This is a genomic window from Sneathiella sp. D3-11 (assembly GCF_055809395.1).
In genome coordinates, this window is the sequence record NZ_CM147911.1 from 3,372,561 (window position 1) to 3,392,797 (window position 20,237).

Sequence of the window (20,237 nt, forward strand, 5' to 3'; positions counted from 1 at the left end):
GATATGCAAATCAGTAAAATCACCGAAGAACAGCAAATTGCCGATATGCTCGACTGGGCGCTCGCTGGCAAGCATGGCCTCACGATCCAGGGGGCGGGCAGCAAGGCCGGGATCGGCCGTCCTGTCACGACGGAGCAGGGGATTGATCTCTCCGGCCTCACCGGGGTTGAAATGTATGAACCCGCCGAACTGGTGATGAAGGCGAAGGCGGGCACGAAGGTTTCCGAGATCCAGTCGCTCCTCCGCCAGAGCGAGCAGCGACTGGCCTTCGATCCCCCGGATTACGGTCCACTGCTGGGCGGGGCCGCAGAAGCGGGGACGCTTGGCGGTATCTTCAGTGCCAATCTCTCCGGGTCGGCCCGCATCAAGGCGGGCAGCGCGCGCGATCACCTGCTGGGGGTTCAGGGCTTCACCGGCCGCGCGCAAGCCTTTCAGACCGGCAGCCGGGTGATGAAAAATGTCACCGGTTATGACCTCTGCAAGCTGGTCGCGGGGAGCTATGGCACCCTCGCCATCGCCACCTCGCTCACCTTCAAGGTGTTGCCACGGCCGGAGAAAACCCGGACCGTGCTGCTCTATGATGTGCCGCTGGAGAAGGCGCAGCCGATCATGAACCGAGGGCTGTCCTCCGTCCATGATATTGCCGCCGCCGCATGGCTGCCCGCCGATATTGCCGCCACATGCGACATTGAGTATATCCGCGGTCCGGGCAAGTCGGTGCTGGCCCTCAAGATCGAGGGGCCGGGCCCGTCCGCCGAATTCCGCTGCACAGCCATCCGCGAGATGCTGCAAGGCGAGGGCGCGCTTGAGGAACTGCACGGCCATAACTCGGATAAGCTCTGGTGTTTTGTCAGCAACGCGAGCGCCTTTGAGGGATCGGAGCGGCCGCTCTGGAAACTCTCGCTACCGCCTGCCAACGCTGCCCCGTTCATTGCCGCCATTCGTGATAAGGCGGCGGAGGCAGATTATTTCCTCGATTGGGGCGGTGGTCTTGTCTGGGTGCAGATGCCCGACGGGCTGGCGGATGGCGGTTCGGCGCTGGTGCGGGGTGCACTCTCCGGCGCGGGTCATGCGACACTGATCCGGGGAAGTGAAACTCTCCGACGGAGCATTGCGCCGTTTCAGCCGCAGCCAACGGCCATCCAGAAGATCAATGCGCGCATCAAGGACGGGTTCGACCCCGAGAACATCCTCAATCCCGGGCGCATGTATGCGGGTGAAGAAATGAAGGCAAGCGTTTGAGATGAAAACAGAATTCTCCATTCTTCAGCTTGCCGACCCGAAGTTCGCCCGCTCCAACGATATTCTGCGCAACTGTGTCCATTGCGGCTTTTGCACGGCGACCTGCCCGACCTATCTGGAGCTCGGGGATGAGCGCGACAGCCCGCGCGGTCGCATTTACCTGATGCAGCAGATGTTGGAGAGCGGGGAGCCGGCCCCGGCCTCCACGGTAAAGCATCTCGACCGCTGTCTCTCCTGCCTGTCCTGCATGACGACCTGCCCGTCGGGTGTGGATTACATGCATCTGGTGGAGCATGGCCGCGACTATATCGAGGAAACCTACAAGCGGCCGCTGTTTGACCGGCTGCTCCGGGGTGTGCTCGGCATTGTGCTGCCGCGCCCCACGCTGTTCCGCCTCTCGCTCTTTGGGGCGAAGCTGGCGCGTCCGGCAAAAGATCTCTTTTCCGGGCCGTTGAAGGCGATGCTGGAAATGGCGCCGACCAGGCTGCCGCCGGCCTCCCGCCTGGATAGCCGTCGCCTTAATCCGGCGGGCGGGAAACGGAAGATGCGCGTTGTCCTGATGGCTGGCTGCGCGCAGAAGGTACTCGCGCCGGAGATCAATGACGCCACCATCCGCCTGCTCAATCGCCACGGCGTTGAAGTGATCATCCCGAAATCGGCAGGCTGCTGCGGCGCGCTGCCGCTGCATATGGGCAAGGAAAAAGACGCACAAGGCTTCGCCCGCGCCAATATCCGCGCCTGGGACCGCGAGATGGAGGGGCAGGGGCTGGACGCCATCATTATTAACACCTCCGGCTGTGGGCCCACGGTGAAGGATTACGGCGAACTGTTCGCTCATCACAAGGACAAGAAGCTAGCACAGCAGGCCGGGAAGGTCGCCGCGATTGCCTGCGATATCACGGAATTTTTGAGCCGCATCGAGCTGACGCCGCCGAAGGTGACAACCGGGCTGAAGGTTGCCTATCATTCCGCCTGTTCGCTCCAGCATGGCCAGCAAATCCGAAAAGAACCCAAAGACCTGCTGGGCCAGATGGGCTTTGAGGTGGCGGATATCCCGGAATCCCATATCTGCTGCGGGTCTGCGGGCACTTATAATTTGTTGCAGCCGGAACTCTCCGCCAAGCTGAAGGCACGGAAAGTTGCGAATATCGCGAAAACCACGCCCGATCTCGTCGCGGCGGGGAATATCGGCTGCATCGCGCAGATTGCGTCAGGCATGGACCTGCCGGTCCTGCATACGGTGGAACTGCTTGATTGGGCGACCGGCGGCCCAAAGCCTGCCGCACTCCAGAAAGACGGTTGATCCGGGCGTTCACAAATTTTTGTTTTCCGACGGCGCTACCAAAATCATCGAGCTGCGCTATACTTGTCATATGGGACGACGGTTTTTGAAATTTCTCCTGATCGCAGGGCTCCTTTTCTGGGGAAATCCAGCGTTTGCGCGTCAGGATGACCCTAAGCTCGATGATCTCTTTGGGCAACTTTCCGAGACGAAGGATATCGACAAGGCCAAGGTGATCGAGGGGAGTATCTGGAAAATCTGGCTCACCTCTGGCAGTGACACAGTCGATTTCCTGATGCTTCAGGGGATCAGCTATATGAGCCAGGGGCAGTTTGCCAAGGCCATCACTCTCTTCTCCACGGTGATCAAGATCGATCCGGAATTCTCCGAAGGTTGGAACAAGCGGGCGACAGTATTGTTCCTGATTGGCGAATATGACAGTTCGATCGAGGATATCGGCCGCACGCTGGAGCTGGAACCCCGCCATTTCGGCGCGCTATCCGGCCTTGGTCAGATTTATGACCTGAAAAAGAGTGAGGAGGGCGCGCTTTCCGCCTATGAAAAGGCTGTTGCCATAAATCCGCATTTGCCAAGTGTGAAGGCCCGGCTCGATCAATTGATTATCGAGCGGGACAAGAAACGGATTTAGCTCTCTGCGTTCTAATGCTCCCCGCCGACCCAGGCAATCCTCAGGATATTTGTTGACCCCGGTGTTCCGAAGGGGACCCCGGCCATGATCACGACCCGATCTCCCGGTCGCGTGAATCCCTCAGCAAAGGAAATCTTGCAGGCTTTATCTACCATTTCCCCGAAATTCTTGGCATCCGACGTATGCACACAATGCAGACCCCAGACGAGGGCAAGTATCCGCGCGGTTTTGAGTGCAGGGGTAAGCACCAGAAGCGAGGTTTCCCCGCGTTCGCGCGCGGCCCGTAACGCCGTTGAGCCGGAAGTCGTGTAGGTGACGATGGCGGCCGCGCCGATGGTACTTGCCACCTGCGAGGCGGCGGCGCTGATTGCGTCAGCGGTAGTAGCCTCGAGCGGTCCATGCGTGGCATCGATCACGCTTCGATACATCGGATCTTTCTCGGTCTCCACAGCAATATCGTTCATCATTGCCACGGCTTCCAATGGGAAATCACCCGCGGCACTTTCGGCGGAGAGCATGACCGCGTCCGTACCGTCATAAATGGCGTTGGCAACGTCGGTCACCTCCGCACGGGTTGGCACCGGCGCAGCGATCATACTTTCGAGCATCTGCGTCGCGACGACGACAGGCTTGCCCGCCTCTCGCGATCGGGCGATAATTCTTTTCTGAATGGAGGGGACTTCCTGGATCGGCATTTCCACCCCAAGATCACCACGCGCAACCATGATGGCATCGGCAAGGTCGATGATGCCGCCAAGGGCCTCCACCGCGGCGGGCTTTTCGATTTTTGCCATGACGGCGGCACGACCGGCGACGATTTTCTTGACCTCAGCGATATCTTCCGGCCGCTGCACAAATGAGAGGGCGACCCAATCCACACCAAGGCTGAGCGCGAAATCTAGATCGCGCCTGTCTTTGTCAGTGAGCGGGCTCATCTTTACAAGTGCGTTCGGGATATTAACTCCCTTGCGGTCGGAAATCTTGCCGCCGACGGTGACCTTGCAGTCAACAAAATCCTTGTCCGCCTTGATGACGGTAAGTTTCAACTTCCCATCATCGAGTAACAGGATGCTGCCCTCTTCAAGGCTTTGCAATACCGCCGGATGGGGAAGGCAGACCCGGTCCTGGTTGCCCGGTGTCTCGTCGAGGTCGAGGCGGAATTTTGCGCCATTGGTCAGGATGACCGAATTGTTTTCAAAGGTGCCGAGACGGATTTTCGGGCCCTGCAGATCGGCGAGAATGCCGATGGGGCGTCCTGTCTTTTCCTCAAGCGCACGAATAGCGGTGGCCCGTTCCTCATGGTCTTTATGTTCGCCATGACTGAAGTTAAGACGGAACACATCGGCCCCCGCCAGATGCAGTGCCTCAATGCTGTCCGCACTGGAACTCGCCGGGCCGAGAGTGGCTATGATCTTTGTTTTCCTAAGTCGTCGCATTTCACTCACCCGTTACTGTAGGTTTTTCATACTCGCAAATCTATACTACCCCTTTTATGACACTCATGTGAGGGGGAAACTGCGTTTTTTCCATAGATTGGAATAGTTGCGGTGTTTTAATCGCTGAATACGAGTAGATCCTGTTGCGGGGTTTTGGCAAGCGCGTCAAAGTCGGTAACCGGGCCTGGACCGGCGCCAGAATTGTTGAAATCAAGGATGTTCGTGTAATTCTCTCTTAAATAGGCGATGAATTCGCGAGCCTTTTCCTCGCCAATAAAACGCGGTGAGAATTCAAAAAAGACCGGCAGACGGTTACCGAAGGTCTGGTTGATGTCCTGGAGAATGTCGAAATCGAATCCTTCGATATCCATCCAGACAAACTTCACGTCATCGGGAGCGACCTTCTCGCGCTGGACAATGCTGCCGACGGTCAGCGCTGTGACAGTGACAGAACGGGTGTTGCCGGGCAGGTTAAGCAGGGAATGGCCACCGCTTACGTCGTCTTCCTTCAAATGCAGCTCTATCGTGCCATCCTCTGTATAGACGGCGGCATGGATCGGTGTGATTTCGTTGGCCCAGTCATTAAGATGGATGTTGGTGCGCAGAAATTCGAAATTTTGCGGTGCGGCCTCGACGGCGATTACCTTGTCGAACTGATCTGTGAGTTTCAGATAAAGCGCCTGACAGCCGATATTGGCGCCGAGGTTGAGGGCAACGCCTTGCCCGTGCAGCTTGCCGATACGTGTCAGATACTCCACAACACCACTTGTTCCTTCGCGTCCCCAATTGCCATGCAACAGAACAGAACGCCCCACCAGATCGCGCGGATCAACCATTATTTTGTGATCGACCGTCTGCACCGTGACCGCAATGACATCATCGGGCAGAGCCTTGCTGAGTACCTTGCGGCCCTGTTTCCCCTTGAAGAATTTTTTCAGCGGTTTATTGCGGATTGCGTCGATCAAATAGGTTTCAAGCTTGCCGGGCATGGGATCCTGCGGTGTTATATTTGGGTGAGCATTGACCCTTTTATAGCGGGTTATCGACTGACGCAGTTAGCTAAATTATCGCGCTGTTACAAAATTTGGCTTTCGAAATTCCGATCATTGTAAGACGCGGCGTGATTGGGATAGTATCCACCGGTTCCGTACCTTATGATTGAGACCCATGACAGACAGCACCGCTCCCGTATTTGATATTCAACATCCCGACAGCGACAGTGCCTTGTTGTTGACTGTGGATCACGCAAGCCGGCATATCCCCGAAAAATATAATAATCTGGGCCTGACCGATCATTCCGTGCTGGCGCGTCATATCGCGTGGGACATCGGGATCGAGGATGTGACGCGGCGGCTGTCCGACAAGATTGGGGCGACGGCAATTTATGCGCGTTTTTCGCGGCTGTTGCTGGACGCTAACCGTTATCCTGATGATCCGGCCAGCACACCCGTGATGAGCGATGGCGTTGAAATCCCGGCGAACAGGACGGTAAGCACGGAGGATCGGGAGGAGCGGGTCGAGACTTATTTCCGGCCCTATCACGGTGCGATTACCGACCTGATCGAGAAAAAATGCGCGGTGCATGAGGTGCCACTCCTGATCTCAATGCATAGTTTTACGCCAGTGATGAATGATTTCGAGCGGCCGTGGCATATCGGTGTTCTCTGGGACAGGGACCCGCGCATTGCTTTGCCGTTGTTGAAAATCTTGCGTGAGAACAGTTCCCTCGTCGTTGGGGATAACGAACCCTATTCGGCGCGAGAGCCAATGGGTTACACCATGAATGAGCATGGCATGAAGCGGAATATTCCCAATGTCGCCATTGAAATCAGGCAGGACCTGATCGACACGCATCAAGGGGCGGAGAAATGGGCCAACATCATGGCGGATGCGCTTAGCCGTCTTGGGCCGCTTGCGATGTATGAGCCGGAGGGCAGGGATGAGCGTTAAAGAACCGACATTCACCATCGGGATTGAGGAAGAGTATTTGCTTGTCGATCTGGAGACACGCGATCTCGCCATTGAGCCGAGTGAGGACATTCTTGCCGAATGCGAGCGGCGGCTGCCCGACCATCTGGTGACACCGGAATTTCTGCGCTCCCAGTTAGAGGTCGGCACGCGTGTTTGCAGTAATATCTCCGAGGCGCGCGACGCACTGACGGAGTTGCGCGGCACCACGGCGGAGGTGGCGAAGAAACACGGCCTCGGCTTGATGGCCGCCTCCATCCATCCGTTCGCTGACTGGCACCAGCTCAAGCACACCCCGAAAGAACGTTACGATACGATTGCCCGCGATTTGCAGGCGACGGTGCGGCGGATGATGATCTGCGGGATGCATGTGCATTGCGCGATCGAGGATCCGGAACTGCGCATTGATCTGATGAATCAGGCGAGCTATTTCCTGCCGCATCTCTTGGCACTGAGTACCTCATCCCCTTTCTGGCGGGGGAGGAAAGTGGCCTTAAATCCTACCGCGTCACGGTGTTTGACGCGCTACCACGGACAGGTCTGCCGGATCGGTTTGAGAGTTACGGCGAATATTCCCGCCTTGTCGATACGTTGGTGGAGGCGGGAACGATTGAGGATGGGACGAAGCTCTGGTGGGATATGCGCCCGTCGGCGAAGTTCCCGACCCTGGAGATGCGGCTTGCCGATGTCTGCCCGCTGTTGGAGGATTCGCTCACAGTTGCCGCGCTTTATTCCTGTGTTCTTCGCATGCTCTTTCGCCTGCGCCGTAATAACCAGCGCTGGCGGATCTATCCGCAGACACTGGTGGAGGAAAACCGCTGGATCGCGCAGCGCTTTGGTGTTGAAGGCAAGCTGATCGATTTTGGCATTCCGGCGCCGGTGCCGTTCGCCGACCTGATCGAGGAGATAATCGAGCTTACCGCTGAGGATGCAGCGGCGCTAGGATGCGAGAAGGAGGTGCAACATGCGCGCGAGATAATCCGCCGTGGCACGTCGGCGGAGCGGCAGATCGCCTGTTACCGCGCGGCGACTGAGGCGGGGGACAGCAAAAAGGCAGCGCTGATAAAAGTTGTCGATCAGGTCTTGAATGAAACTGTTTCCGGCATAGACTCATAAATAACGGCGCAATGACAAAGGGAGAAGAAAATGGACCAGCAGACACTTGAACTTGAAGCAGCTGCCTTTCGTCGCCTGCGCGATCACTTGCGCACCCGCACTGATGTGCAGAATATCGACCTGATGAACCTCGGCGGCTTCTGTCGTAACTGCCTCTCTAATTGGTATATGGAGGCGGCGAACGAGAAGGGCATCGAGATGGACAAGATGCAGGCGCGCGAGATTGTTTATGGCATGCCGTTCGATGAATGGAAGGCGAAATACCAGACAGAGGCCACGCCGGAGCAGCAAGCTGCCTTCAAGGAAAGTCATAAGGATCACTAAGCATTTCGGGATAGCAAAAATATTGCTGAAAAGGCATAGATTTGTCTAGCGGAGAAATGCTAGAAAGCCTGTCCGGATTTCATTCCGGTTTATGGGCATATATATTCACGGAGAAGGTAAGTCATGGCTGATGTCGGCGGAGTAGCCGCGGATCATTTACGGTCCTATATCGAAAGAATTGAGCGTCTGGAAGAAGAGAAAAAGGGTATCGCGGACGATATCAAGGAAATCTTCGCCGAGGCCAAGGGTACCGGATTTGACGTCAAGGCCATGCGCGCCGTGCTGCGCCTGCGCAAGATGGACAAGGCCGACGTGCAGGAGCAGGAATATATGATTGACCTGTATAAACATGCACTTGGCATGGCAGCCGATGAAAACCCGGCTGATGACGACGCAGGGAATGAACCGGAAGCCGCCGCCTTTTAAGGATCTGTCAGCGCCTCTTGTATTCCGGATCTGCAATAATTAAGTGCAGAACACACCTGTAATAAACCCACAGGTGGTTTGGAGCGATGACGAAATTTTCCACCGATGCGGCGGGCTTCGCGGCCCTTACCATCTCTGAATTGATGTTGCAGCAATGCGTGCTGAATGGCCTGTTCACAGGCGAGGAGGCGCGGCGGCTGCTCATCTCCGCTGCGCGTCGGCATGAAGAGGCCGCGTCAGGGGCAGAGGAGATAATAGCGCTTAATATGGAGGCGGCGCATCTGATCCGAGCACTGGGAAGCGGTCTGGAGCCGCTCTTTCGGGAACAGCGGGACATCCCGAAGTCCGCTCCGCCTAACAAGCCGACCCCGAAAAGCCGACCAAACTGGGTCCGTTTTCCGGACTAGCTATTTCTTGACCAGTACCCGCTTGGTGCTCTGCGGGTATTTTTCCATCAACGCGGCAGGCCGCACGGGACGAAGCGTGAAATTTCCGCCGCAATTAGGGCAGACGCCCTTATGCACCGTTTCCATGCAGTCCTTACAGAAGGTGCATTCAAAGGTGCAGATATAGGCATCCACCTTCCCGTTGGGCAGGTCTTTATCACATGTTTCGCAGTTCGGTCTGAGATCGAGCATAGTCATCTCCTTTTCCCTTCTATAGCGGGAGACAGCGCGCCCGGACAGGCCCAATCATGGCCCGTCCGGGGAACCACTTTTGCTCTATTCCGCTGCCTGCTTTTGTGGCTCGGGGCTCTTGAAGCTGGCGAGCAGGTTATCAAGGTCGCCGCGATAGACTTTGATCGCCTTGTCTTTTACATGGCCATAGCCGCGAATATGCATGGGCAGGGCCGCAATCTCGACGGCGATGGCGTGGTTTTCCATCGTCAGCCCGTCCAACAACTCAGCCACGATCCCTTCAAATTCCTTGATCAGGGCACGCTCGGTTTTACGCTCCTCCTGATAGCCGAAGAGATCAAGCGGGGTACCGCGCAACCCCTTGAATTTTGCTAGGAAGCCGAAAGCTTTCATCATATAGCCGCCAAACTCCTTCTTTTTCAGCTCCCCGGTGTCCGTATCGCGCTTGGAGAAGAGCGGCGGGGCGAGGTGGAATTTGAGGTGGTAATCGCCATCCATCATCCGTTCCACCCGTTTCATGAAGGTTGTGTCGGTGTAGAGGCGGGCGACTTCATACTCATCCTTATAGGCGAGCAGCTTGAAGTAGGACCGTGTAATGGCTTCGGAGAGGGAAGTGTTCCCCGGCATCACATCGCTTTCGCGCATGCGGACGCGGGCCACCAGATCACTGTAGCGCTTGGCGTAGCGGGCATTCTGGTATCCGGTGAGGAACTCTATCCGGCGGGAGATCATCTCATCCAGATTCTCCGTTGGCTGCATCCGGAGTGCCGGGCCTTTCAGCTCCGCCACTTCCTTCATCACCCGGTCCGGGTCATGGGCCATGACGCGGCCCCAGCCGAAGGCCTTCTTGTTGAAGGGAACGGCGACGCCATTCAGTTCCACGGCGCGGAGGAGCGCTTCTTCCGTGAGCGGGATGAGGCCCTTCTGATAGGCGAAACCCAGCATAAAGAGGTTGGTAGCAATGGAGTCACCGAGCAGCGTCGTCGCGATCTCGCTCGCCTCGATCAGGTCGCATTGATCCGGGCCAATGGCTTCGCGGATATGATCAAGCGTGTCCTTCACCGGGAAGGGCGCGTCGGGATCAAGGGTGAAGTCCATGGTCGGCGACGGATGCGCGTTGATCACCGCATGGGCGACATTGACATCAAATTTCGCGAGACTGTCATAAGAACCAGACACTACCATGTCGCAGCCGATGAGAAGGTCCGCGCGGCCCGCAGGGATACGCACAGCGTTGATATCCTCAGGTTTCGGCGCGATATGCACATGGCTGGTGACGGCGCCGCCCTTCTGGGCGAGGCCCGCCTGATCAAGGACGGAAATGCCCTTATCTTCCAGATGCGCGGCCATGCCGACAATGGCACCGATGGTGACAACGCCGGTACCGCCGATCCCGGTAATCAGGATGCGATAAGGACCGTTCAATTCCCGCGCAGCCGGGGCGGGCAAGCCTTCCGCCGGGTTTTCTGCGGCATGGGGCGCGGCTTTCCTGAGTTCGCCACCCTCGATGGTGACGAAGCTCGGGCAGAAGCCTTTCACGCAGGAAAAGTCCTTGTTGCAGGTGGACTGGTTGATGGTCCGCTTACGGCCGAATTCTGTCTCGATCGGTTCAACCGAGAGGCAGTTCGACTTGACGGAACAATCGCCGCAGCCTTCACAGACGAGATCGTTGATAATAACGCGCTTGGCAGGATCGGGGAAGGTGCCGCGTTTGCGACGGCGACGTTTCTCGGCGGCGCAGGTCTGGTCATAGATGAGGATGGAGACGCCCTTTTCCTCCCGCAGATGCCGCTGGATCTTGTCCAGGTCATCGCGATGATGAATGGTCGTGCCTTTCGGCCAGGGCGTACCTTCCGGGTATTTTTCGGGCTCGTCCGTCACCACGCGGATAACAGAGACGCCTTCGCCTTCGAGTTGCTGGGCGATTTGCCAGGGCGTGAAATTATCGCCGAGCGATTGCCCGCCGGTCATGGCGACAGCGTCGTTATAGAGAATCTTGTAGGTCATGTTGGCCTTCGCCGCGACTGCCTGCCGGATCGCGAGAATGCCGGAATGGTGATAGGTGCCATCGCCCAGGTTCGCGAAGATATGCTTCTCGTCGGTAAAATGCTGTTGCCCGACCCACGGCACGCCTTCGCCGCCCATCTGGGTGAAGGTGTCGGTGTTGCGGTTCATCCAGGTGACCATGAAATGACAGCCGATCCCGGCAACGGCGCGGCTCCCCTCCGGCACGACGGTGGAGGTGTTATGCGGGCAGCCGGAGCAGTAGAACGGCGTCCGCACCAGCTTCGCCGGTTTTGCGTCGAGTTGCTTTTCCTTGCGGTCGAGGAAGGCGAGGCGGTTCTCAATCGAGTCCGATGTGTAGAAACGCCGGATACGGGCCGCGATGGTGCGCGCGACCATGGCCGGGGTCAATTCCCCGGTGGAGGGTTGCAGCGGCTTCTTGTCCTCGTCAAACTTGCCGAGGATACGCGGGCGCACACCGGTGTCCCAGTTATAGAGCTGCTCCTTCATCTGGTTCTCGATGACGGCGCGTTTTTCCTCGATCACCAGCACTTCTTCCAGCCCTTCGGCGAACTGGCGGATTCCATCCGGCTCCAGCGGCCAGGGCATGCCGACCTTGTAGACGGTGAGACCGATTTCAGCGGCAAGGTCATCATCGATCCCGAGGTCACGGAGTGCCTGACGCACGTCATAATAGGACTTGCCCACTGTCACGATGCCGAAGCGGCGCTTGGGGCTGTCCATGGTCACCCGGTCGATATGGTTGGCGCGGGCAAAGGCGCGGGCGGCATAGATTTTATGCTGGTTGAGGCGGATTTCCTGATCAAAGCGGTTGTCATGGGGCTGGATATTGAGGCCACCCTCCGGCATCTCGATATTCGGGCGGATAAAATTGCCACGGGTCGGGGAGACGTAGACGGATGCGCCGCCCTCCACAGTTTCGGATATGCATTTAAAACCGATCCAGAGGCCGGAGAAGCGGGACATCTCGATGCCGAGGAGGCCATAGTCGAGAATTTCCTGCACATTGGCCGGGTGTAACACCGGCATCATCCAGCCGGCGAAGCTATGCTCACTCTGATGCGCGATGGAGGAGGAGACAATGCCGTGATCATCGCCCGCAAGCGCTAGAACGCCGCCATATTTGGAGGTACCGGCGCTGTTCGCGTGGCGGAAAACGTCGCCGGTCCGGTCGACGCCCGGTCCCTTGCCGTACCACAGACCGAACACGCCATCATAGCGCGCGCCCTTGAACATATTAAGTTGCTGGCTGCCCCAGACGGCAGTTGCCGCGAGGTCTTCATTGACGCCCGGTTCGAACTGGATGTCATTTTCTTTAAGGATTTTGGAGGCTTTCCAGAGCGACTGGTCATAACCTGCGAGCGGAGATCCGCGATAGCCTGAAATAAAGCCCGCTGTGTTGAGGCCCGCAGCACGATCACGTTCCTTCTGCATTAACGGCAGGCGAACAAGCGCCTGAATACCTGTCAGGAAAATACGGCCTTCTTCAAGCGTGTATTTGTCGTCCAGTGAAACATTCGCCAACTGCATCTTAACCTTACTCCCATTAGAAAAAGACGATTACTGCTGATTGATATAAGCAGATTATCATGAAAAGCAAAAAAGGTCAATAATACTGACTTATATAGATTTTATTTACGGAGTCATCCGATTTTTTTAACTCTTTCGGAGCAAAATAGCATTAGGATAGATCTATAGATTTTATTCATTCTCGAGAGCAAATCATGACCATTCTGGTGACAGGGGCGGCGGGCTTTATCGGCATGCATGTGTCGGAGGCACTGCTGGCGTCGGGGGAGAGTGTTGTCGGTGTTGACAACCTCAACGACTATTATGATGTCGGGTTAAAAAAAGACCGGCTCGCGCAGCTTGAGGGGCGGGAAGGGTTCACTTTCTGCAAGGTCGATCTGGCAAATCGGGACGCCTTCACGGCGGCGATGGCGGATCAGGATGACATCACCGGGGTTATCCATCTGGCCGCGCAGGCCGGGGTGCGCCGCAGCCTGACCCATCCGTTCGATTATGCGGATGCAAATGTCACCGGCTTCCTTACTATACTGGAGTATTGCCGCCATCTTGAGACGCTCCCGCATCTGGTTTATGCCAGTTCCAGTTCCGTCTATGGCGCCAATAGCGAGCTGCCCTATTCGGTGGGGCAGGCGACGGATCGGCCGATCTCTCTCTATGCGGCGACGAAGAAGGCCAACGAACTGATGGCTTATACTTACGCCCATCTCTATGGCGTGCCGTCAACGGGGCTACGGTTCTTTACGGTTTATGGCCCGTGGGGCCGACCGGATATGGCCTATTGGCTGTTCACCGGAAAAATCCTGAAAGGCGAGCCGGTTCAAATCTATAATCAGGGTGACATGATGCGCGACTTCACTTATGTCGACGATGTGGTGACAGGCATTCTTTCTGTGCTGGCGCATCCGCCTCAAAAAACCGATGCAGAGCCGCCGCATAAAGTCTATAATCTTGGTAATAATCGGGCGGAGCAACTGCTTGATTTTGTAACGATCATCGAGAAGTCTCTCGGGATGACGGCGATGCGGGAGCTTCTGCCCATGCAGCCGGGCGACGTGAAAGCGACCTACGCCGATATTGATCCGATCCGTCAGGATGTGGGATATGAACCCACGACGTCTCTCGAGGAGGGTCTCCCAAAATTTGTCAAATGGTACCAAGAATACAGTAATAAGGACTAAAATTACATGTCGATAGAATTCGATATAAGCCAGATTCAGAATATTCTGGAACATGGCATCCCCCATGCCGCAGAGATTGGCTTAAAAGTGCATGAAATGAACGAAGATGGGGTGGTTTTCAGCTTGCCTTATCAGGAGCGGTTTGCCGGGAACCCGGTTAATGGCGTGTTGCATGGCGGGATTATTACTACTCTGATCGACTCGGCCGCGGGCATGTGCATCTACGCAAAAATCAAGGAATATATCCCGCTGGCGACACTGGATTTGCGCATCGACTATCTGAACCCTGCAACGCCGGGGGAGGATGTCTTCACCCGCGCGACCTGCTACAAGGTGACGAAACAGATCGCCTTTGTTCGCGCCATCGCTTATCACAGCGATCCAGAGGACCCGATTGCAAATTCCGTCGGCACCTTCATGCTGCGATCCACTGATACGCCGCCTCTTAATTATTCGGCGAAGAGGAAGGGAGCGGCAGAATGAGTGAGATGACACCAGAAGATTTCGTCAAGATGATCAACTCGGCGAAGGAAACCATGGACTGGAAGCCGGTCTTCGATATCATTCCTTATTACAGCTTCCTCGGGCTGCAACTCGCGCCCTGGGGCGGCGGGTTGACCTGTGTGCTCCCTGAAAACAAGAAATTCATCGGCAATCCCACCTTGCCGGCATTGCATGGCGGCGTAGTTGGGGCGTTTCTGGAAAGTACAGCCCTCGTCCATCTGCTGGCAACGCAGGAGGTGACGCGCCTGCCCAAGATCATCAATATCACGGTGGAATATTTGCGCTCCGGCAAGCCTGTTGAAACCCATGCAGAGGCCGTTGTCACCAAGCCGGGCCGCCGCGTTGCCAATTTGCGCATCGAGGCCTGGCAACAGGACCGAAAAAAACCGATTGCCTCTGCCCATGCCAATTTTCTTGTTAGTTAGGGAATGCTTCCTAAATGAACAGGAAGTGCCTTTTTTCGTTGGAGTGAGTTATACATGACCGAGTCTGCCCTTGCCAATTTGCCCGAATGGGACCTGAGCGATCTTTATCCGTCCCGTACCTCGCCGGAACTTGTTGAGGATCTGGACACGGCGGCGCGGGATGCAAAGGCCTTCGCCGAGCAGTACAAGGGTAAGCTGACCTCCCTTGATGGGCAGGAGCTTTACCTCGCCATCGCCAAATATGAAGAAATTGGCGAGCTGGAAGGCCGGATCATGTCCTACGCCTATCTTGTCTATGCGGGCGATATGTCGGACCCTGATATCGGCAAGTTCTTCCAGACCATGCAGGAGAAAATCAGCGCCATCGGTACTGATCTTTTATTCTTCACGCTGGAACTCAACCGGATCGAGGAAGACACGCTACAGGCGATGTATGAGGGGAGCAGCCTCAAGAAATATGAGCCTTGGCTGAATAATGTGCGGGCACTCAAGCCTTACCAGCTTTCCGACGAGATCGAGAAGCTCTTGCATGAGAAAGATATTTCAGGCCGAAGCGCCTGGGTGCGCTTGTTCGATGAGACCGTGGCGGGCCTCAAGTTCGAGGTGGATGGCGAGGAAATGGCCTCTCAGCAGGCCTTGCACCTTCTGTCCAGCCCGAATGCGGAAATCCGTAAGAAAGCCGCGAAAAATATCGGCAAGGTTTTCGGCGAAAATGTCCGGCTCTTTTCCTTGATCACCAACACGTTGGCAAAAGATAAGGCGATTGAAGATGAATGGCGCGGCTCCCCGGAGCCGGCCGCTATGCGACATCTCTCCAATCAAGTAGAGGCGGAGGTTGTTGACGCGTTATCCGAGGCTGTGCAGGCTGCCTATCCGACGCTCTCGCATCGCTATTATGCGATCAAGGCAAAATGGATGGGGCAGGACAAAATTGATTATTGGGACCGCAATGCGCCGCTCCCTGATTCCGATGACCGCATCATCCCATGGAAAGAGGCGCGGGATACGGTTCTGGATGCTTATGGGCGTTTTTCGCCGGAACTATCAGAGCTTGGCAAGGAGTTCTTTGAAAAGCCTTGGATTGATGCGTCCGTGCGCCCCGGAAAGTCACCCGGTGCCTTCGCGCATCCCACAGTGCCGAGCGTGCATCCTTATCTCTTGCTCAACTATCAAGGCAATATCCGCGATGTGATGACACTCGCCCATGAACTCGGCCACGGTGTGCATCAGCTTCTGGCCGCACCGCAGGGTGGGTTGCTGGCCGATACGCCACTCACGCTGGCTGAGACCGCAAGTGTTTTTGGAGAGCAACTTACTTTCCGGGCGTTGCTGGAAAAAGAGGCCGATCCGGATAAACGGCGGATTATGCTGGCGGGCAAGGTAGAGGATATGCTCAACACCGTGGTGCGGCAGATCGCTTTTTATGAATTTGAAAAACGCCTGCATGATGCGCGGCGGAAAGAAGAACTCTCCCCTGACCAGATCGGCAAGATCTGGATGGAGGTGCAGAAGGAAAGCCTCGGCCCTGCGATCCGGCTGCATGATGAGTATCAGTATTTCTGGAGCTATATCCCGCATTTCATCCATTCGCCCTTCTATGTTTACGCTTATGCGTTCGGGGATTGTCTGGTGAATGCGCTCTATGCCATCTATCAGGATGCGGAGAGCGGCTTTCAGGAGAAATATTTCGATATGCTGAAAGCAGGCGGCACGCTCCGGCATAAGGAATTGCTGGCGCCGTTCAATCTTGATGCATCCGATCCCGCGTTCTGGTCGAAGGGCCTTAGCGTGATCGAGGGCTTTATCGATGAATTGGAGGCGCTCTAGGCACAGGTATTTCAGCTTTTTATTGCATCGCACACGACATTCTGTTGCCCGACGGGCATTTTTCGGTATATTTCAGGTCAAATTAAAACAGTACCGAAATAGACGAGGGGTTTGTTGTTATGCATGAAAACGGAAGTATGGACATTTCAGCCCAGAAGGAAAGCTTCGATGCTTTCATCAAGCTGTTCAAATATGGCACCATTTTTCTGGTGATCCTGTTGATCCTGATGGCGATTTTCCTGACCTAGTGGATAAGCGGGCTGCCTTGTGCGCGGCCCGCAACATTCTCTGGCGCGGCGGGGCGCCTGTCATTCCTGCATCAAATAACAGACAAGAGGATCGATTATGAAGATCGCCATCCCCCGGGAGCGTCGGGAAAATGAAAAGCGCGTCGCGGCATCGCCGGACACCGTGAAAAAATTCGTCGGTCTCGGCGCAGAGGTCATTATCGAGACAGGCGCAGGCAATGCCAGTTCCTTTTCCGATGCGGATTTTGAGGCCGCGGGCGCGAAAATCGCCGCCGATGAGGCCGCTGCGCTGAAAGATGCCGATATTGTCCTGAAAATTCAGCGTCCGCTCACTAAAGAAGAAGGTGAGGATGAAATCGCGCTGATGAAGAAGGGCGCGACCCTGATCGGTCATCTTGCCGCCCTTCAACATAAGGATCTGGCGGAGGCTTATGCGAAAGCAGGGATCACCGCGATCTCGCTGGAGCTGCTGCCGCGCATCAGCCGCGCGCAGTCCATGGATATTCTTTCCAGCCAGTCGAACCTCGCAGGGTATAAGGCCGTGCTGGACGCAACGGCGGAATATGGCAAGGCGCTGCCGATGATGATGACAGCGGCCGGGACTATTGCGCCCGCCAAATGCTTCATCATGGGCGTTGGGGTTGCCGGACTTCAGGCGATTGCCACCGCCCGCCGTTTGGGTGCCGTCGTGACGGCAACAGACGTGCGTGCTGCCACGAAAGAGCAGGTCGAGAGCCTCGGCGCGAAATTTGTCATGGTCGAAAGTGATGAGACCGGCGAGACGGAGGGCGGCTACGCCAAGGAAATGAGCGACGACTACAAGAAACGCCAGGCGGAGCTTGTGTTCGAACATATCAAGAAGCAGGACATCGTGATCACCACGGCGCTTATTCCGGGGCGCACCGCGCCGATTTTGATTACGGATGAAATGCTCGCCGTGATGAAGCCGGGATCGGTCATTGTTGATCTCGCGGTTGAGGCGGGCGGGAATGTCACCCAGTCGAAACCGGGCGAGGTTGTGACGACGGATAATGGCGTCAAGATCGTCGGCCATCTTAATGTGCCGAGCCGACTTGCCAGCGACGCGTCATCATTGTTCGCGAAAAATCTTTTCAATTTCCTGAACCCCATGATCGACAAGGAAACGGGGAATTTGAACCTGAACTGGGAGGACGAGCTTGTTCTCGGCACCGCGCTCACCCGCGATGGCAACATTATCCACCCGCAACTAACTGAGGGAGGGAACTGATTATGGATATGGTAGATCCAACCGTTTTCCGGCTGGCGATTTTTGTGCTCGCCATTTTTGTTGGCTATTACGTGGTCTGGAGCGTGACACCCGCCCTGCATACGCCGCTGATGGCTGTGACGAACGCCATCTCCTCGGTGATTATCGTCGGTGCGCTGATTGCAGCGGGCCCGGCAGAGGTAAACCTCGCCAAGATTTTCGGCTTTATCGCCATCGTGCTCGCCTCGGTCAATATCTTCGGGGGATTCCTCGTGACCCAGCGGATGCTGTCCATGTACAAGAAAAAACAGAAATAAGGGGGACGATCCGTGTCAGCTAACTTTACGGCGCTTGCCTATCTGGTCTCCGCCATTCTTTTCGTTCTGGCGCTGCGTGGTCTGTCCTCACCGGACAGCTCCCGGCGCGGGAATATCATGGGCATGGCCGGTATGGCCATTGCCATTATCGTCACCATCCTGCGTCCCGATGTTGTTTCCTATGAGTGGATCATCGGTGGTATCGTCGTTGGCGGCGCCATCGGTGCGGTGATTGCCCAGCGCATCGCCATGACCGCCATGCCGCAGCTTGTCGCGGCCTTCCATAGTCTCGTCGGTCTTGCCGCTGTGCTGGTTGCCGCGGCCGCCTTCTATAACCCGGACGCCTATGGCATTCTCGGCGCGAGCGGCGAACTCACGGTTCTCTCCCGGATCGAGATGTCCATTGGTATCGTGGTCGGTGCGATCACCTTCTCCGGCTCTATCATTGCCTTCACCAAGTTGCAGGGGCTCGTCTCTGGTAATCCGGTCACCTTCCCGGGCCAGCATTTCGTCAATCTGTTGATCGGTATCGCTATCGTTGGCCTGATCATCTGGTTCTGCGTCGATCTTGATCCGCGCATTTTCTGGGCGATGACGGCGCTCGCCTTCCTCATCGGCTTCCTGATCATCATCCCGATCGGCGGCGCCGATATGCCGGTGGTGGTCTCGATGCTGAACAGCTATTCCGGCTGGGCGGCGGCGGGTATTGGTTTCACGCTCGAAAACACCGCGCTGATCATCGTCGGCGCGCTGGTCGGCTCCTCGGGCGCGATCCTTTCCTACATCATGTGCAAGGCGATGAACCGCTCCTTCTTCAGCGTGATCCTCGGTGGCTTCGGCGGCGATACGGCGGCCGCCGGTCCCGACAAGGGCGACCGGCCGCACAAGGCGGGCTCCGCCGATGATGCGGCCTTCATCATGAAGAATGCGGGCAAGGTTATCATCGTGCCGGGCTATGGCCTTGCGGTGGCACAGGCCCAGCATGCACTCCGCGAGATGGTCGATGTCCTGAAAGAAGAGGGTGTCGATGTCACCTATGCCATTCATCCGGTCGCGGGCCGCATGCCCGGCCATATGAATGTGCTGCTGGCCGAGGCGCAGGTGCCCTATGACGAGGTGTTCGAGCTGGAGGAGATCAACTCCGACTTCGCGAGCGCCGATGTCGCCTTCGTGGTCGGCGCGAATGACGTGACCAACCCCGCCGCCCGCGATGATCCGTCGAGCCCGATCTACGGCATGCCGATCCTCGATGTGGACAAGGCGCGCACGGTTCTCTTCGTGAAACGCTCCATGTCCTCCGGTTACGCCGGGATCGACAACGATCTTTTCTACAAGGACAACACCATGATGCTCCTCGCCGACGCGAAAAAAATGGTCGAGGATATCATCAAGGCGCTGTAACGATCCGTATCTTGTGATAGAATTAAAGCCGCGGGGAAACTCGCGGCTTTTTTGCATTAAGAATGAAACGATTTGGATTTTCTGAATGAATGAGAATGCCAAGAAAATTGCGATATTTTCTATATGCGTTATTATTATTTTTTTTCATGATTACCTCCTAGTTTATACTTTGCATGTCAACTGGGAGAATTTATTAAAAAACAATAATTGGATTCATAAGCGAGAGTTTTATTCAAGTCCTGAAAAATTCCTGCTATCAGTCCAGATTATTTTTTCCATTCATGCAGCTTTGACCTGTATTGTCGCCTATCTGATTTTTGTTTTAGGCTATACTAGGCTACCAATTTATGTCACACTACTTATGTATGTAATAGTATCTCTGATATAAGCGTTATTGAAAGGGGCGTGGGATAATATGAATGACGTGAATATCACTGGGCAAATTAGGTATGAGTTTGACGGGTTACAATTGA

18 protein-coding genes and 2 pseudogenes are annotated in these 20,237 nt (G+C 56.1%); 16 read left to right on the top strand and 4 right to left on the bottom strand.

The genetic code is table 11. The annotated features are described in order from the left end of the window. Positions 1 to 3 precede the first annotated feature (3 nt). From AC0L73_RS17020 to AC0L73_RS17030, 3 genes are read left to right on the top strand one after another with little or no spacing between them, the layout of a single operon-like run. Entirely contained in the window at positions 4 to 1,242 is a 1,239-nt protein-coding gene (locus AC0L73_RS17020; protein WP_473654346.1) for an FAD-binding protein, read from the top strand. A gap of 1 nt (position 1,243) precedes the next feature. Next, positions 1,244 to 2,545 (top strand): glycolate oxidase subunit GlcF, encoded by a 1,302-nt coding sequence (glcF, locus tag AC0L73_RS17025; RefSeq protein WP_473654347.1) that lies wholly within the window; start codon positions 1,244 to 1,246, stop codon positions 2,543 to 2,545. Positions 2,546 to 2,564: 19 nt separating this feature from the next. Further along, complete coding sequence (locus AC0L73_RS17030) at positions 2,565 to 3,173, top strand: tetratricopeptide repeat protein (RefSeq protein ID WP_473654348.1); 609 nt, start codon at positions 2,565 to 2,567, stop codon at positions 3,171 to 3,173. 11 nt (positions 3,174 to 3,184) lie between these two features. Here AC0L73_RS17030 and pyk read toward each other — a convergent pair whose 3' ends face one another. Both pyk and AC0L73_RS17040 read right to left on the bottom strand, forming a co-directional pair. Further along, positions 3,185 to 4,609 carry a pyruvate kinase gene (pyk, locus tag AC0L73_RS17035; RefSeq protein WP_227951636.1) on the bottom strand — a complete coding sequence of 475 codons (1,425 nt, stop codon included), beginning with the start codon at positions 4,607 to 4,609 and terminating at the stop codon, positions 3,185 to 3,187. A 116-nt stretch (positions 4,610 to 4,725) separates the two neighbouring features. After that, positions 4,726 to 5,598, bottom strand: coding sequence for an FkbM family methyltransferase (locus AC0L73_RS17040; protein WP_473654349.1), 873 nt, complete (start codon positions 5,596 to 5,598; stop codon positions 4,726 to 4,728). A 178-nt stretch (positions 5,599 to 5,776) separates the two neighbouring features. On the opposite strand from AC0L73_RS17040, the gene AC0L73_RS17045 reads away from it, so the two are divergent. From AC0L73_RS17045 to AC0L73_RS17065, 5 genes and pseudogenes are all read left to right on the top strand, one after another. Continuing rightward, positions 5,777 to 6,559, top strand: coding sequence for an N-formylglutamate amidohydrolase (locus AC0L73_RS17045; protein ID WP_227951638.1), 783 nt, complete (start codon positions 5,777 to 5,779; stop codon positions 6,557 to 6,559). After that, positions 6,549 to 7,693 (top strand): annotated as a pseudogene (locus AC0L73_RS17050) (carboxylate-amine ligase). The gene AC0L73_RS17045 and the pseudogene AC0L73_RS17050 overlap by 11 nt, the downstream one beginning before the upstream one ends. Before the next feature lie 30 nt (positions 7,694 to 7,723). Further along, positions 7,724 to 8,017, top strand: coding sequence for a DUF1244 domain-containing protein (locus tag AC0L73_RS17055; protein ID WP_227951640.1), 294 nt, complete (start codon positions 7,724 to 7,726; stop codon positions 8,015 to 8,017). 123 nt (positions 8,018 to 8,140) lie between these two features. Beyond that, positions 8,141 to 8,443: a DUF2312 domain-containing protein gene (locus AC0L73_RS17060; protein WP_473654350.1), complete on the top strand. Its 303-nt coding sequence runs from the start codon at positions 8,141 to 8,143 to the stop codon at positions 8,441 to 8,443. A gap of 86 nt (positions 8,444 to 8,529) precedes the next feature. Then, positions 8,530 to 8,850, top strand: coding sequence for a hypothetical protein (locus tag AC0L73_RS17065; RefSeq protein WP_473654351.1), 321 nt, complete (start codon positions 8,530 to 8,532; stop codon positions 8,848 to 8,850). Here the strand turns inward: AC0L73_RS17065 and AC0L73_RS17070 are convergent, their stop codons facing one another. Further along, complete coding sequence (locus tag AC0L73_RS17070; protein ID WP_473654352.1) at positions 8,851 to 9,081, bottom strand: DUF1272 domain-containing protein; 231 nt, start codon at positions 9,079 to 9,081, stop codon at positions 8,851 to 8,853. Positions 9,082 to 9,165: 84 nt separating this feature from the next. Further along, complete coding sequence (locus tag AC0L73_RS17075) at positions 9,166 to 12,636, bottom strand: indolepyruvate ferredoxin oxidoreductase family protein (RefSeq protein WP_473654353.1); 3,471 nt, start codon at positions 12,634 to 12,636, stop codon at positions 9,166 to 9,168. A 194-nt stretch (positions 12,637 to 12,830) separates the two neighbouring features. Here AC0L73_RS17075 and AC0L73_RS17080 point away from each other — a divergent pair, with 194 nt between their 5' ends. The 8 genes and pseudogenes from AC0L73_RS17080 to AC0L73_RS17115 all read left to right on the top strand — a co-directional run bounded on the left by AC0L73_RS17080 (position 12,831) and on the right by AC0L73_RS17115 (position 19,764). Next, the gene (locus AC0L73_RS17080) at positions 12,831 to 13,814 is read left to right on the top strand and encodes an NAD-dependent epimerase/dehydratase family protein (protein ID WP_473654354.1); all 984 of its coding nucleotides are present in this window, start codon (positions 12,831 to 12,833) and stop codon (positions 13,812 to 13,814) included. Positions 13,815 to 13,820: 6 nt separating this feature from the next. Next, entirely contained in the window at positions 13,821 to 14,297 is a 477-nt protein-coding gene (locus AC0L73_RS17085) for a PaaI family thioesterase (protein ID WP_227951647.1), read from the top strand. Continuing rightward, positions 14,294 to 14,743 (top strand): PaaI family thioesterase, encoded by a 450-nt coding sequence (locus AC0L73_RS17090; RefSeq protein ID WP_473654355.1) that lies wholly within the window; start codon positions 14,294 to 14,296, stop codon positions 14,741 to 14,743. Before AC0L73_RS17085 ends, AC0L73_RS17090 begins: the two co-directional genes overlap by 4 nt. Positions 14,744 to 14,797: 54 nt before the next feature. Then, positions 14,798 to 16,570, top strand: a complete 1,773-nt coding sequence (locus tag AC0L73_RS17095; RefSeq protein WP_227951649.1) for a M3 family oligoendopeptidase — start codon at positions 14,798 to 14,800, stop codon at positions 16,568 to 16,570. Between the two features lie 119 nt (positions 16,571 to 16,689). Beyond that, positions 16,690 to 16,818 carry an aa3-type cytochrome c oxidase subunit IV gene (locus tag AC0L73_RS17100; RefSeq protein ID WP_473654356.1) on the top strand — a complete coding sequence of 43 codons (129 nt, stop codon included), beginning with the start codon at positions 16,690 to 16,692 and terminating at the stop codon, positions 16,816 to 16,818. A gap of 97 nt (positions 16,819 to 16,915) precedes the next feature. Next, positions 16,916 to 18,067 (top strand): Re/Si-specific NAD(P)(+) transhydrogenase subunit alpha, encoded by a 1,152-nt coding sequence (locus tag AC0L73_RS17105; RefSeq protein ID WP_473654357.1) that lies wholly within the window; start codon positions 16,916 to 16,918, stop codon positions 18,065 to 18,067. A gap of 11 nt (positions 18,068 to 18,078) precedes the next feature. Further along, positions 18,079 to 18,363, top strand: a pseudogene (locus tag AC0L73_RS17110) (NAD(P) transhydrogenase subunit alpha part 2); the annotation flags it as partial. A gap of 12 nt (positions 18,364 to 18,375) precedes the next feature. Beyond that, positions 18,376 to 19,764, top strand: a complete 1,389-nt coding sequence (locus AC0L73_RS17115) for an NAD(P)(+) transhydrogenase (Re/Si-specific) subunit beta (protein ID WP_473654358.1) — start codon at positions 18,376 to 18,378, stop codon at positions 19,762 to 19,764. Positions 19,765 to 20,237: the final 473 nt, after the last annotated feature.

Coding starts and splice junctions, on each gene's coding strand:
- AC0L73_RS17040 (WP_473654349.1), bottom strand. CDS start 5,598: ATGCCCGGCAAGCTTGAAACCTATTTGATCGACGCAATCCGCAATAAA.
- glcF (WP_473654347.1), top strand. CDS start 1,244: ATGAAAACAGAATTCTCCATTCTTCAGCTTGCCGACCCGAAGTTCGCC.
- AC0L73_RS17100 (WP_473654356.1), top strand. CDS start 16,690: ATGCATGAAAACGGAAGTATGGACATTTCAGCCCAGAAGGAAAGCTTC.
- AC0L73_RS17055 (WP_227951640.1), top strand. CDS start 7,724: ATGGACCAGCAGACACTTGAACTTGAAGCAGCTGCCTTTCGTCGCCTG.
- AC0L73_RS17065 (WP_473654351.1), top strand. CDS start 8,530: ATGACGAAATTTTCCACCGATGCGGCGGGCTTCGCGGCCCTTACCATC.
- AC0L73_RS17095 (WP_227951649.1), top strand. CDS start 14,798: ATGACCGAGTCTGCCCTTGCCAATTTGCCCGAATGGGACCTGAGCGAT.
- AC0L73_RS17090 (WP_473654355.1), top strand. CDS start 14,294: ATGAGTGAGATGACACCAGAAGATTTCGTCAAGATGATCAACTCGGCG.
- AC0L73_RS17080 (WP_473654354.1), top strand. CDS start 12,831: ATGACCATTCTGGTGACAGGGGCGGCGGGCTTTATCGGCATGCATGTG.
- AC0L73_RS17070 (WP_473654352.1), bottom strand. CDS start 9,081: ATGCTCGATCTCAGACCGAACTGCGAAACATGTGATAAAGACCTGCCC.
- AC0L73_RS17105 (WP_473654357.1), top strand. CDS start 16,916: ATGAAGATCGCCATCCCCCGGGAGCGTCGGGAAAATGAAAAGCGCGTC.
- AC0L73_RS17045 (WP_227951638.1), top strand. CDS start 5,777: ATGACAGACAGCACCGCTCCCGTATTTGATATTCAACATCCCGACAGC.
- AC0L73_RS17060 (WP_473654350.1), top strand. CDS start 8,141: ATGGCTGATGTCGGCGGAGTAGCCGCGGATCATTTACGGTCCTATATC.
- AC0L73_RS17085 (WP_227951647.1), top strand. CDS start 13,821: ATGTCGATAGAATTCGATATAAGCCAGATTCAGAATATTCTGGAACAT.
- AC0L73_RS17020 (WP_473654346.1), top strand. CDS start 4: ATGCAAATCAGTAAAATCACCGAAGAACAGCAAATTGCCGATATGCTC.
- pyk (WP_227951636.1), bottom strand. CDS start 4,609: ATGCGACGACTTAGGAAAACAAAGATCATAGCCACTCTCGGCCCGGCG.
- AC0L73_RS17075 (WP_473654353.1), bottom strand. CDS start 12,636: ATGCAGTTGGCGAATGTTTCACTGGACGACAAATACACGCTTGAAGAA.